The sequence below is a fragment of the Bacillus cereus group sp. MYBK195-1 genome (assembly GCF_051916605.1).
GTDB classification, from domain to species: Bacteria; Bacillota; Bacilli; order Bacillales; family Bacillaceae_G; genus Bacillus_A; species Bacillus_A cereus.
Genome location: NZ_JBQAGZ010000012.1, coordinates 1 through 12,450, shown reverse-complemented (window position 1 = coordinate 12,450; position 12,450 = coordinate 1). Strand labels below are relative to the sequence as shown.

Here is a 12,450-nt window from a genome sequence, read left to right as displayed (position 1 = left end):
TTAATAGGTAAAACTACATGAACAAAATAAGTGAAAAAGTGGAGGGTTATTTGTCTAAATATATAGAATTTTTAACAAAAATTCATAATTATGTTAACAAACCATATTTTAGGCATTACCCCCGATTGTGTAGAATAAATATTTTTTCGATGAGCTAAAGTATTTGGCTAAAAGAACTTGTAGTGGGGCCTTGCTACAAGTTCTTTTATTTTTTCAGTATAGGAAAATAAGAAAATGAAGGGGACACGAGTATGATCGGAAATTTAAAGAAAGCAGCATTGAATTCGTTAGATGGGAAATGGGGGGGAGGTATAGGAGTATCAGCTTTATTCTATTTTGTACCAACCTTAAGTGCATCAGCAATCGCCTTTTTTATGTATTTAATATTTGTACTGTTTATCGGGTTAATTGGCCCTGATGCATTATTTATTTATTCAATAGGTGGGCAACCACAAGTAGATCCAGTAGCACTTGCTATACTTATCCTAAGTTATATTGGTTTAGGGTTGGTATGTTTCCTAATTTACAGTGTTATACAAGGTATCTTTAATTATGGATATTCTGTTTTTACTTTACACTTAGGGAAACAAGAAGAAGTTAAGGTAGACGATGTATTTTCAGGATTTAAAAAGAAGAATTTGTTTAAATCAATAAAATTAGGTTTGATGCAAGCTATTTTTCTTTTTTTATGGAGCCTATTATTTATTGTTCCAGGTATTATTAAATATTTTTCTTATTCCATGTCGTATTACATATTAGTAGAGAATCTTGATTATACAGCAAGTGAAGCATTGAGAGAAAGTAAAAGAATAATGAAAGGACAAAAGTTAAAATTATTTGTTCTTTGGCTATCATTTATTGGTTGGTTCTTATTAGCTGCATTTATAGGAATGTTTACGTTTAATCTATCATTTATTTTCATTTCTCCTTATTACAATACAACTATCTCACATTTTTACTTAAATTTAATTAAAAAACAGGATATTGGAGAAGCGAAGGTAAGTATATAAATAGGAAGAAAGTATGTTTAAGGTGAAGGATATACCTTCTGGATAGTGGATATGCGATTAAGCATATCCACTTTTTAATATTATATTAAAATACTTAAGCTGTTGGATATATCATGTTTATTATGAATTGAGCATGGATACCGCAAACATGTTACTGTTTGGTTAAAATAAAGTTTGATTATAAATGCTATGAAAATCCTTAGTGAATGAGCACTAAAAAGAATCCAATTTGAAAAAGATTAATCAAAATGAAATGTTATTAAAATAAAAAATAATCAATTATAAAAGTGATTTTGAACGTAAGGAATTTGTAAGGAAGAGGTAAGAAAAAAGAGATTTCCATTGTGTATGATTAAAATGTAAAGAAGATTGAGAGGAGGAACAAATACCATACATTTATATAAAAAAACAAATTAATTAATAAGACTTGTTTGGAAGAAAAGAGACATTACAAAAGTTAACATACAACTGAAAAAAGGATAGGTTATTTTTTAGGTCAGAAAGTCGTTTGTGAAATAGTGGGTATAAGAATGATTACAAATTTAATATCGCCCTTTTGTCTTTAGTCAAGATAAAAGCTGTATGATTGATTAGTTTAAAAACAGTAAAAAACCATATATACAATATGAATAGGGGAGAGAAATATTTTGATGAAAAAGCACTGTCGAATTACATGTACAGGTTTAGCCCTTTTGATAACAGGAGGTTCTCTGTTATATACAACTCCAACCTCAATTGTAAAAGCGGAGTCCACTCAAAATGTATCTAACTCGTTAGAAACAAGCACTCAAAGAGACCGTAATTCCGTCAAAGAGGCAATGCGGGGTACATTGCAACTTGGATATCCAGGGATACTTGCTAAAGTTTCTAAGAGCGGAAAAACATGGAGTTATGCTGCTGGTGTAGCTGATCTGAGTACCAAGCAACCAATGAAAACAGATTTTCGTTTCCGGATTGGCAGCGTGACAAAGACGTTCACTGCAACAGTTGTACTTCAATTAGCAGGAGAAAATCGCTTGAATTTAGACGATTCTATTGAAAAATGGCTACCTGGTGTCATTCAAGGAAATGGATATGATGATAAACAGATTACTATCAGGCAATTATTGAATCACACAAGTGGTATCGCTAATTACACAAGGTCAAAGGATTTTAATATGATGGATACAAAAAAATCCTATACTGCTGAAGAATTAGTAAAGATGGGAATATCCATGCCTCCAGATTTTGCTCCAGGAAAGAGCTGGTCGTATTCAAATACAGGATATGTATTACTAGGAATTCTTATTGAAAAAGTAACTGGGAACAGCTATGCGGAAGAGATTGAAAATCAAATTATTGAACCACTTGAATTAGCGAATACATTCTTACCTGGAAATTCAAGCGTCATTCCAGGAACCAAGCATGCCCGTGGATATATCCAATTAGACGGAGCAAGTGAGCCAAAAGATGTTACTTATTATAATCCAAGTATGGGGAGCTCGGCCGGAGATATGATTTCTACAGCTGATGATTTAAACAAATTCTTTTCTTATTTACTTGGGGGCAAATTACTGAAAGAAGAGCAACTAAAGCAAATGCTTACAACAGTCCCTACAGGAACAGATGAACTTGGCGATTACGGGCTTGGAATTTCCAAAATAAAGCTTTCAAACGGTGTATCGATATGGGGGCATGGAGGAACCATTCCTGGTTTTTTAACTTTTGCTGGGGGCACACTTGGTGGCAAGCATACATTGGCCGTCAATTTAAACAGTATTAAAGCTGATAGTCCTGATCCTTTTAAAAATATTTTACTTGCTGAATTTAGCAAGTAGGTCAAAGGGGAGAACGGATAAATTTTATCATATTTTCATAGTGGAACAAACAAATGATGAAAACGGTCACTTATCTAAGGAGGTAATTCCGTAATGAAAAATAAGCTAACTGGTGTGTTAGCCACTGCATTAGCGGTAACTATGATTCTACCAACAGGAGCGAAAGCATTTTCTGAAAGTGAGACTACAGTTGTAACTGGTAAAGAAGTAGCTAGTCAGGAACTGAAGAAGATTGCAGCAGAGAAGGCGGAGCTACTTACAAAGTCTTATGAAGCGAATAGCGTGCAGTATGCGCTAATTGATAATGGAAAACTTATTTTGTCGGGTCAGGCTGGCAAGAATGATATGGAAGGGGAAAAGCCGCTAACCAAAGATACTCAATATGGGATTGGTTCAGTCAGTAAAATGTATGCAACAGCGGCTGTAATGAAATTGGTCGATGAAGGGAAAGTCGATTTGGATGCTCCTGTTGTCCGTTATGTTCCTGATTTTAAGATGAAAGACGGTCGATACAAACGTATTACACCGCGTATGTTATTGAATCACTCCTCTGGATTGCAAGGTTCTACGTTAGGTAATGCATTTTTATTTAACGATAATGATAGCTATGCCCATGATACCTTGTTACAGCAACTGTCAAATCAAAACTTGAAGGCTGACCCTGGCGCTTTCTCGGTATACTGTAACGATGGTTTTACGCTGGCCGAAATTTTGGTGGAAAGAGTTAGTGGTATGAGTTTTACTGAATTTTTACATCAAAGCTTTACAGGGCCTTTAAAGATGAATCATACGAAAACGCCGCGGGACAAATGGAGGGATGAAAATCGGGCTGGACTATATTTCCCGGCGTACCAAGGACAACTTCCAAGTGAATCGGTGAATGTAATTGGTACGGGAGGCATATCTTCTACGGCAGAAGATATGGTACGATTCTCACAATTATTTATGGGACTGGGAAAAGGGATCCTCTCTGATAAGGTAGTCAAGGCAATGGAGCAAGAGGAATATAAAAAAGGAATATGGCCAGGGGATGGAGATAATATTTTTAACTATGGCCTTGGCTGGGATAGTGTGAAACTATACCCATTTAGTGAATATGGGATCAAAGCTTTGGCTAAGGGCGGCGATACGGCACTGCAACATGCTATACTCGTCGTGCTACCAGAACAGAAAATAGCAGCGGCTGTACTGTCATCTGGTGGTAGGAGCTCTATAAATCAACTATTGGCAACTGAATTGCTGCTCACTAGACTTAAAGAAAAAGGTACTATTAAGGACATCAAGCCAAACAAATCCTTTGGCAAGCCGGTCAAAGTCAAAATGCCTCAAGGCGTAGCAAAGAAAGCAGGATTTTATGGCAATAGCGAAACCCATTTTAAAATTGAAATTACGAACAACGGAGAACTGTTCTTACCATCTAATCGAGAAGAAAAATATGTATATACTGCTGATGGAAGTTTTATTAATGAGGAGGGTACTTCCAAGCTCAACTTTGTAACTGAGAAGAATGGAAGAACTTATTTGAAGGAGAGCGCATATAAATCTCATCCAGGTTTAGGGCAAAGTGTGATGACCCACTATTTAGCTGAGAAACTAGAAGACAACGTGCTATCGAAGAAAACCGCTGCTGCATGGGCAAAGAGGGAAGGTGTCAAGTTCTATCTTATAAACGAGAAATTTAGTTCTATTCAATATCTCGTTCAACCGAAACTTCTTAGTACACAAATTACTCGCAAGGAAGGCCCAGCAGGCTATTGGGATGGCAGAAAAATTACAGGTCCGAACACCGCGGTGCATCAGATCCAAATTCCCGTAATGAATGGTCGTGATACGACGGAAACGCGTTTCTATACAGAAGGCGGAAATGAATATATGGAGATGGCTGGGTTGTTATACGTAAGTGAATCTAATGTAAAACCAATTGATGTAGGCCAATCATCCAAAGTTACGTTGGATACAAATGGGCATGCGAAATGGTTTACAATTCCACAAGCAGCAACAGACAAAAGGATGACCGTGACGTTGCCATCAAATGGTTCATTTGCGGTGTATGATGAGAAGGGAGTTTGCATCAACTTTAGCATCGTGAGTGGCAATAACAAGGTGAAACTGCCGAAGAACGGAACAATCGTATTCGCTGGGGCACCGAAATCGGAATTTGCAATCTCGGTGAACTAGCTACAATTTAAGATGATCTTAAACAAAACCAGTACGGCACAGAAAAGATGTATTACTGGTTTTGTTTGTATTTACGCATTCTCTACGAAAAAACTTGAATAATATCACGCTCAAGCACTATAAAACATCTATAATACATTATAAATTTGTATAAAGAAAAGGCACCAAAGGTGCCTTCTTGCGATTTGAATCTTCTTAATATAGAATTAGATGCCAATCCAATTATTATTTTACTGCATTAAGTAGTTTCAGTTATTGAGAAATTATAAAAGCCCTCTTACAAGTGCTTTTTTTTATGTGTTTACATCCTTAATTGATTGTAAATTGATTTGAATACGTGAATTCACCACGATATTTAATTGCAGCGACATAAGTACCGCTTGTATAGCTATCTGTGATAGGGGTTTGCCAAATTTCTGTTCCAGGAATAAACTCTGGTTCTATTGTTTGGAATCGTTCTAGGGTACCATTTGTGTGCACTTTAAAAATTTTCATTTGTGCACCAAAATGTTCCCTACCAAAGTGCTGTGTTAAGTAAAATGTATCACCTGTAATTAAATTTCCAATCTTCCAATCAGGTTGATATGTACTTTCATCTGAATTTTGTAAATCCATAATGGTTTTAAATCCCCAATCATCATTAAGTGGATCTGAGTAAGCTGCAGCTGCATGTGAGGTAGGCTTACTCATTTCTATTGCAGTAAAACCGCTGAAAGTTAACACACCAATTAATGCTAATTTTCCTAACTTCATTATTGTTTCCCCCTATTAACTTCAAAGTTTTCAAAACTAGAAATCTTACACACATAATAATATAATCAACTGTATTATATTTCAAATATTTTCTAAAAAACCCATAAAAATGTAAGTATGTAAGAGAAGTGAGAAATCCTAACAAGGTTTTTGCAAATACTTTTACTGAAAAAAATTGTGGCGGAAGTTCAACACTCGTTTTCATGTTCTGTTTTGATAAAATGAAATATGATTAGGGTATTATAAATAAATAGAAAAATCATGAATACCAGCATAGGGAGTTTCATTTTTAATATTTGTTTCTAGATTTTGCATGGTGTACTCTTGCCATGCTTCTAAATGATTCGTATCCCATGATTGATTAAATAGTTGATACAAATAAATCTCTCTTAATTTCAAGAAGGTTGGGATTTGTTTGATTGTATCCTTATGTAGGCTATTTTCCGTTGTATATCCCTTGAAGAAATTACGCATAAAACTATCACAAAAAGTATGTGTATTGCCATTGAAGGAGTCGTGCTGCCAATAAGCATGATAGAAAGCTACTGCAAGATCCTGTGCAAACCAATTGTAAGAACACTCATCAAAATCAATAATGGTTATAAATCCTTTCTTGTTCATAATTAAGTTCCCCTGATGATAGTCATTATGGATAAGGCCGAAATTGTCAGGCATTATGTTATCGGATGTGAGACTGTTAAGTAACTTATCATATTTTTCGCCAATCCACGGAATTAGATTTTCTCTAATATTAAAGACATCAGGGTTATCATTACGCCAAGCAGGACGGTGTATGCTTTTAAATTTGTGAATTTTTGATATTGCATGCATTCTCCCTAAACTTTTACCAAATTGTTTAAAAGTTACTTCATTCCAGTGTGATTTATTTTTAACATCAATTGAATCGCCTGGAATATATTCAAAATTTGTCTTAACTCGTTCTCCTTCATATGCTAATGGGAGTATAACCTTTGGAACAGGTACACCTTTATCATGTAGAAAACCCATCCACTCTATTTCTTGCATTACCATCTCTTTCGTTTTACTTTTTGGGGAAATCCTGACTACGCTGTTTTGCTCTTTGTTATGAAAAATATCGTTATGAAAACCTCCATTTAATCTAACCCGATTTTCTGTCATTTTGTATTCTCCTTTACCTCTCAATTTAAAAAGATGCATTTCTAAAACAGTGGGATTGTAAACATATTTAGGTCTTATTGACCAATACATATTAGTCTTTCTTTTCCTTTTTAGTACATACTTTTAGAAAAGGAAGCTACTCTCAATGTATTTATTTTGCTTCTACGAATATGTTGTTCTCCCTAAATAATAAAATTTTTGAGTTCTTTATGAAAATTCTGTTGTTTTTCTATCTTATAATATATATAATAATTGAGTTTGCTTCATAAGGCGTAATAAATGAAAAGAATCTACTTTTTTCTAACTGTAACAGAAGTACATAATAGATGGTGCTATATAAGTACCAAATGGTTAGATAAGCTGATTGGCAGAATAAATTTACAATGATATACCTTTTATATCAAAGTATACTTATATATCTATATAAGGAATAATGGTGATGAAGAAAACGGAGGAATTTATGAGTACATTACAGGCATCATGTCAACATATGCAGGAAATAGTTTACCTAGTACATAAATATTACAATGAACTGTATCAAAATCAATCCATACTGGAGTCATTTCCTGATGTATCCATTCAGCGTATTTCTGATGAAGAACCAGTAGTATTAGAAGGTGTACCATTTTCTCATTATGTACAAACAACAGATCGTCTTGTTATTTTTGTATCAGATAAAGGAGAGCAACCAGCTTGTGCCGTGTATCATTTAGTTGGTGAAGATGAACTACTTCCTTGTTTAGTGGATAGTTCATATTTAACGGATGAAACAAGAGAAGAATTCTATCTGTGGGCGAATATCTGGAATGATACATATTACCAGCTCCAAAAAATTGCTCAGGTTATGCAGCATAAAGTGTATGAAAAATTAGAAGAAAAACAAGTTGACCTTGATAAATTACAATCTGAATTAGAGAAAATGGAGAAAAGAAATCTCTTTCTGAATGCAAAAAGTTATCGCGGGGTAATACCAAGAAATTATAAGCAATTGCTAATCAATAAAGAATTGGTAACACATGAATAAGTGACTGGATAGCAACAACGAGCAAGAAGATATTGTTGTCTATGATGTAATGAAATATCATTTATTTAAACAAAAAAGGACTAATTGTCTAGGATAGTCAACTGAACATCCGATGTCTAGTCATGTAAAAATTTACATGTAACCAAATTATTATAAATAGATTATTGAGTAACTAGGGGGAAAGATTACAAATTATGAAATCAGAGAAATCTACAATTGCTGAGAAAGTACAATCTATTAAAGGAAAGACAGTTGCAAAGTATGGGGCAGTCGTTTTCCTATTCTTTGGGTTAACATCTTGTTATAACCAAAAAAACGATAGATTATCGTCACAAGTAGAACTTTATCGAGAAAAGTCAATGGAATTAGCCGAAAAGTATGATGACCTAGTAAGTGATTACGACAAGCTGAAGGCTAAGCTGTATGCTATAGAGAATCCACCTGAAGAAACATATGGAGAAGTAGATAGCGCTGAAGAAAAGCCTGTTGAGAAAGAGGAAGAAACGCCGATTCAAAATACGGAGCCAGAGAAATCTGAAGAGGAAACACTCAAAGAGGAGCAATATACAGCCCGAGAAAAGAAAGCATATGCGAATCTCACTTCTCTAGGAAGTTCAGAAGCGCAGGAAACATACAAAGAACTAATTAAGCCAAAGCTTTCAAGATGGGCTAGTAAGGATATGTTACAAATAGCGAAGGAGGGTGTGAACTTTCGTGAGATAGATGATAGTAACCTACCTTGGACAGATGTTACTGAGCCGAACGGAACGAGTACGAAGCATATCTATAAGAGTGGTTATGACCAATTAGAGATTACATACAACTTTGACGGGACCATTACAAAATCTGAATGGAAAACAGGAGTGAACAAATAAGCTGAAAAACCTAATGTCTACACTTACGTCGTCAAATTTTGATAAAACAGTTATCGCATACTCAAAAGGGGTTCAGGTCTTTAAAGGTACATTACAAGATTACTTATTTATGCCCTATCAAGAGAAGCAGGCACTAAAGGTCACAACATTCCGTATCTGTACCAAAGAGGGGAACTAATATTTTTATATTTGAAAGATTACAAGAAGCATAAACTCATAGCAGTAAGAGACATTATGAATGAATCTTGATTAATAACTACGTTTATGGAATAGAATGTGAATTGGCTATATTTACGAATAAAAAAGTTACTACAATAGATGCAAATGATGGTTGATATTGTGAAAGACAATAAATTCATTCATACAGGCAATGCGGTGGAAACAAAAATGTACCTAGAGTTCTTATTTCAAGAAAAGTTAAGTTTTTCTCCTATTTTAGAAGTCTGCGAAGTTACTTTATACGTTGATCCCGATAACTTTATTATAGTCATGGATGATGCGACTTGGGAGAACGCTAGAACAGAAGGGAATAGAGGAGTAAAATAACATTATTCACAAAAACAAATACAGCAATTACATGAGGTAATTTAAAAAGACAAATACCCGAGATTAATTGCATTTAGGGAACTGTATCCCTTTACGGGGGAGCAGCTGACAGTGTTTAAAAATATTATACATGCAGATATTATGCATTTTCTGGGGTTTCTTACGGTGTATGGTTCCAAAAAATAGAAACACATTCGTAACAGAAAAAAGGTATTCCATATTTTTGGATGGAATACCTTTCTCTTTTTAGATACATCAACGCTTTATATCTTCTTCTTCGCTTCTTTCCGCTTCTTCCACGATTTTTGGAAATCACGGAATACAAGTACACATAAGATAAATGTCAGCATAATATGCAGTAATTTCCAAAATGCATCTACATTTGTACCTCTAAAACTAGATTCTTCAATGGCACGGCTTACGAAATCGATCAGGAAAATGAAAGATAAGAAGAGTATCATTCTATCTTCTCTTTTTCCTGTAAAATATAAAAGTAGAAAGACTATACCTAAAATAAGTGGTGTATAAATCGTGTCTAACATGAATTGTATGTCTCCTTTTGCTACTAGATATTCTAATATGTAAACTATATACTATTATAATTGCTTATGTAGTGAATTTGAAGATAGACTTCCCATTGGTTCGACACATAGAACTAGAGCATGGATGTTTACCACATAACTAATGATAAACTTTAAAAATTTACAAATTACCCATTTATTGATGAGATATTCCTAAAATCCCATAAGATCCTTTACATGTGTAGCGTTCTGTTTAGATGTTAGTATTTCAAGTAATAAAAAGGCAACATCAAAAGCTGTACCTGGATTTGAAGATGTAATAATATTTCCATCCTGAACAATTAAATCATTTTGTACGATTGCACCAAAGTTCTTTAACTGCTCTTTTCGTTTACTTGTTGGATGACTGTAAGTGGTGGCTTTTTTATTTGTAAGGATTCCGCTTTTACCGAGTGCTAAAGATGCTACACAGATACTGGCAATGGGCTTCTGTTTGGCATGGAAATGTTGAATAACATGTAAGAATTCATTACTGTATGCATCCTGATAAAAACCAGCTTCTTCAAATCCCCCTGGAATAGCTAATGCATCAAACTCGTCTAATTGAATTTCATCAACCGTTTTTTCTGGTATGACAGTAAAATTCCAGGTGCAGGTTAATTTATTTCGAAGACCAACTGTTACGACCTCGGTGGACTCATCACCCTCCCATTTATTCCAGCCTAGTACGTCAGTAAATACACTCGCTTCCACTGCTTCAAATCCGTCAGCTAATAATAAACAAATCTTTTTCATATTGAAAATCGCCTCCTTCTATCCTAATTTTATATAAAGATAGTAGGCTGATACATAAGTTGAACAAGGAAATTTGATTGTTTAGCTTTATTATATAAAGAATTTCATTTATTCTAGTTTATAAAAAAAGGTTGGATAATTTATGGATCAGATTGATAAAAAAATCGTGGAATTATTACAGTCAAATGCAAAAATTTCAATGAAGGATTTAGCAGAATACGTTCACTTATCTTCTCCATCAGTAACTGAGCGCGTACGGAAGTTAGAGGAACAGCAAATTATTGAAGGATATCATGCACATGTTTCTCTAAAAAAATTGAATCGCCCAATTTCTGCACTTATTTTGTTTAAGACAAAGGATTGTAAATCATTAGCTAACTTTTGCTATAACCATCCAGATGTACTTGAATGTTACAGAGTAGCAGGGGAAATTAGCTATATTGTCAAAATAGCAACATATTCTGTAGAAAGTTTAGAGCAATTTATTGATGATACAATGCAATATGGTACGCCTTCAACGAATATCGTGCTATCTTCTTATGAAAAAAAAATAATTGCTCCTTTTATTAGTGAAGAATAAAATACTGGATTAATCCATTTCTTACTGTTTATTCAATAATCCTAAAGTCTTTAAAAATAGCCTGATGTTTCTAACCTGTGTAAATAAATTAGGGTATCTAATCATTTTAGTGTACCTATTTTAATTAGTTTGATGGGTACGGTAAAACCTGAAGTGCCCCCCGAAAGTTAGACAAGTCGTTTCATTAGGCAGCCTCTAGGTCCGGTATTGTACCGGGCTCATACCCTTTAATTTTGTCTTTATTCTTTTATGATTATAGTAGTCTATATACTTTGCTAATTCTTGTTTGAAATGTGTTATACTTTCAAATTCTTTTTGATACAGAAATTTCGATTTCACGATACCGAAAAAATTTCCAATAACGGTATTGTCATAACAGTTTCCTTTGCGAGACATACTTTGTGTTATGTCACATTGCTTAAGAGAATGACGGTATTGTTTCATTTGATAGTGCCACCCTTAATCAGAATGAATATTTGTAGATGTGTCAAAATATTTGAACGCTAGCATAGAACAAGAGCATTGCTTTTTAATTAGGCAATGCTCTTGTTCTATTATTTCATTCAAGTACTTTTGTTGTTTAAGTCGCATACCACCAGGTTACGGAAGCTCAAATTGTCCCTTAGGTACCAAACTCACTGTTAATAAGATTAATTCGGGCTGATAATGCCTCCATTTAAACGGATTTTCCTTTTTTATACTAATCAAAAACCTTTTTTAGAGTCATACATATCAGTATGTTCAAGATTAGGATATTACTTGTAAGAGTCTTGGAATTTTTGCACCAGAATCGTTTTATACATTAAAAATTATTTATGTTATTTAATTATATTTTTGCAATCGTGCTGTGTTATAATTCTGAAATACTCATATATCTAGTAGGACTTAAAGATTTCGGTTTATCATATGAAGTGGAAAATTAATCCATTATCTTTGAGGGTCAGGCTATGATTATTTAAACTATTATTCACACTATTATTTAGACTAAAAGAAGTACAAGGAGGAAGGTATATCTATTAAAATAGTGAGATATACCAAATTCAAAATGAATATTAAATTTAATAAAAAAGTAGTAGCATTCACGGCAGGATTAACGGTAATATCTTCACCATTGGTATCGTTTGCAGAGGAACAACAATCAGTAAACAATAAGCAATCTACAAGCCTTCAAGTGCAAGGTAACACAGACCAACTTCAAACAACAGATGAAC

At 34.0% G+C, this 12,450-nt stretch carries 11 protein-coding genes and 3 pseudogenes; 8 read left to right on the top strand and 6 right to left on the bottom strand.

Features of this window, described 5'->3' with window-relative positions; genetic code table 11:
• Positions 1-251 precede the first annotated feature (251 nt).
• The 3 genes from ACTFRY_RS27830 (at position 252) to ACTFRY_RS27820 (ending at position 5,005) form a co-directional block, all read left to right on the top strand.
• The gene (locus ACTFRY_RS27830; protein WP_098616332.1) at positions 252-1,010 is read left to right on the top strand and encodes a DUF975 family protein; all 759 of its coding nucleotides are present in this window, start codon (positions 252-254) and stop codon (positions 1,008-1,010) included.
• A 650-nt stretch (positions 1,011-1,660) separates the two neighbouring features.
• Positions 1,661-2,827, top strand: coding sequence for a serine hydrolase domain-containing protein (locus ACTFRY_RS27825; RefSeq protein ID WP_097814386.1), 1,167 nt, complete (start codon positions 1,661-1,663; stop codon positions 2,825-2,827).
• A 93-nt stretch (positions 2,828-2,920) separates the two neighbouring features.
• The gene (locus tag ACTFRY_RS27820) at positions 2,921-5,005 is read left to right on the top strand and encodes a serine hydrolase domain-containing protein (RefSeq protein ID WP_440032451.1); all 2,085 of its coding nucleotides are present in this window, start codon (positions 2,921-2,923) and stop codon (positions 5,003-5,005) included.
• Between the two features lie 309 nt (positions 5,006-5,314).
• On the opposite strand, the gene ACTFRY_RS27815 is transcribed toward ACTFRY_RS27820, so the two are convergent.
• Together ACTFRY_RS27815 and ACTFRY_RS27810 are read right to left on the bottom strand one after the other, a co-directional pair.
• Positions 5,315-5,758, bottom strand: a complete 444-nt coding sequence (locus ACTFRY_RS27815) for a DUF5065 family protein (RefSeq protein ID WP_087967508.1) — start codon at positions 5,756-5,758, stop codon at positions 5,315-5,317.
• A 240-nt stretch (positions 5,759-5,998) separates the two neighbouring features.
• Positions 5,999-6,898 carry a phosphotransferase enzyme family protein gene (locus ACTFRY_RS27810; RefSeq protein ID WP_137070522.1) on the bottom strand — a complete coding sequence of 300 codons (900 nt, stop codon included), beginning with the start codon at positions 6,896-6,898 and terminating at the stop codon, positions 5,999-6,001.
• Positions 6,899-7,358: 460 nt separating this feature from the next.
• On the opposite strand from ACTFRY_RS27810, the gene ACTFRY_RS27805 reads away from it, so the two are divergent.
• The 3 genes from ACTFRY_RS27805 (at position 7,359) to ACTFRY_RS27795 (ending at position 9,343) form a co-directional block, all read left to right on the top strand.
• The gene (locus ACTFRY_RS27805) at positions 7,359-7,922 is read left to right on the top strand and encodes a hypothetical protein (RefSeq protein WP_440032450.1); all 564 of its coding nucleotides are present in this window, start codon (positions 7,359-7,361) and stop codon (positions 7,920-7,922) included.
• A 194-nt stretch (positions 7,923-8,116) separates the two neighbouring features.
• A complete protein-coding gene (locus ACTFRY_RS27800; protein WP_440032449.1) occupies positions 8,117-8,797 on the top strand; it encodes a hypothetical protein in 681 nt (226 codons plus the stop codon).
• Between the two features lie 327 nt (positions 8,798-9,124).
• Positions 9,125-9,343 carry a hypothetical protein gene (locus ACTFRY_RS27795; RefSeq protein WP_087967501.1) on the top strand — a complete coding sequence of 73 codons (219 nt, stop codon included), beginning with the start codon at positions 9,125-9,127 and terminating at the stop codon, positions 9,341-9,343.
• A 263-nt stretch (positions 9,344-9,606) separates the two neighbouring features.
• Here ACTFRY_RS27795 and ACTFRY_RS27790 read toward each other — a convergent pair whose 3' ends face one another.
• Together ACTFRY_RS27790 and ACTFRY_RS27785 are read right to left on the bottom strand one after the other, a co-directional pair.
• A complete protein-coding gene (locus ACTFRY_RS27790; RefSeq protein WP_074593984.1) occupies positions 9,607-9,885 on the bottom strand; it encodes a hypothetical protein in 279 nt (92 codons plus the stop codon).
• A 192-nt stretch (positions 9,886-10,077) separates the two neighbouring features.
• Entirely contained in the window at positions 10,078-10,659 is a 582-nt protein-coding gene (locus ACTFRY_RS27785; RefSeq protein ID WP_086391328.1) for a DJ-1/PfpI family protein, read from the bottom strand.
• Positions 10,660-10,801: 142 nt separating this feature from the next.
• On the opposite strand from ACTFRY_RS27785, the gene ACTFRY_RS27780 reads away from it, so the two are divergent.
• Positions 10,802-11,239 carry an Lrp/AsnC family transcriptional regulator gene (locus ACTFRY_RS27780; protein ID WP_000372085.1) on the top strand — a complete coding sequence of 146 codons (438 nt, stop codon included), beginning with the start codon at positions 10,802-10,804 and terminating at the stop codon, positions 11,237-11,239.
• Positions 11,240-11,434: 195 nt separating this feature from the next.
• Here the strand turns inward: ACTFRY_RS27780 and ACTFRY_RS27775 are convergent.
• A pseudogene (locus tag ACTFRY_RS27775) lies at positions 11,435-11,698 on the bottom strand (IS3 family transposase); the annotation flags it as partial.
• 134 nt (positions 11,699-11,832) lie between these two features.
• A pseudogene (locus ACTFRY_RS27770) lies at positions 11,833-11,938 on the bottom strand (IS6 family transposase); the annotation flags it as partial.
• Between the two features lie 346 nt (positions 11,939-12,284).
• On the opposite strand from ACTFRY_RS27770, the pseudogene ACTFRY_RS27765 reads away from it, so the two are divergent.
• Positions 12,285-12,450, top strand: a pseudogene (locus ACTFRY_RS27765) (S-layer homology domain-containing protein); the annotation flags it as partial.

Coding starts and splice junctions, on each gene's coding strand:
- ACTFRY_RS27820 (WP_440032451.1), top strand. CDS start 2,921: ATGAAAAATAAGCTAACTGGTGTGTTAGCCACTGCATTAGCGGTAACT.
- ACTFRY_RS27815 (WP_087967508.1), bottom strand. CDS start 5,758: ATGAAGTTAGGAAAATTAGCATTAATTGGTGTGTTAACTTTCAGCGGT.
- ACTFRY_RS27785 (WP_086391328.1), bottom strand. CDS start 10,659: ATGAAAAAGATTTGTTTATTATTAGCTGACGGATTTGAAGCAGTGGAA.
- ACTFRY_RS27780 (WP_000372085.1), top strand. CDS start 10,802: ATGGATCAGATTGATAAAAAAATCGTGGAATTATTACAGTCAAATGCA.
- ACTFRY_RS27805 (WP_440032450.1), top strand. CDS start 7,359: ATGAGTACATTACAGGCATCATGTCAACATATGCAGGAAATAGTTTAC.
- ACTFRY_RS27790 (WP_074593984.1), bottom strand. CDS start 9,885: ATGTTAGACACGATTTATACACCACTTATTTTAGGTATAGTCTTTCTA.
- ACTFRY_RS27795 (WP_087967501.1), top strand. CDS start 9,125: ATGGTTGATATTGTGAAAGACAATAAATTCATTCATACAGGCAATGCG.
- ACTFRY_RS27830 (WP_098616332.1), top strand. CDS start 252: ATGATCGGAAATTTAAAGAAAGCAGCATTGAATTCGTTAGATGGGAAA.
- ACTFRY_RS27810 (WP_137070522.1), bottom strand. CDS start 6,898: ATGACAGAAAATCGGGTTAGATTAAATGGAGGTTTTCATAACGATATT.
- ACTFRY_RS27825 (WP_097814386.1), top strand. CDS start 1,661: ATGAAAAAGCACTGTCGAATTACATGTACAGGTTTAGCCCTTTTGATA.
- ACTFRY_RS27800 (WP_440032449.1), top strand. CDS start 8,117: ATGAAATCAGAGAAATCTACAATTGCTGAGAAAGTACAATCTATTAAA.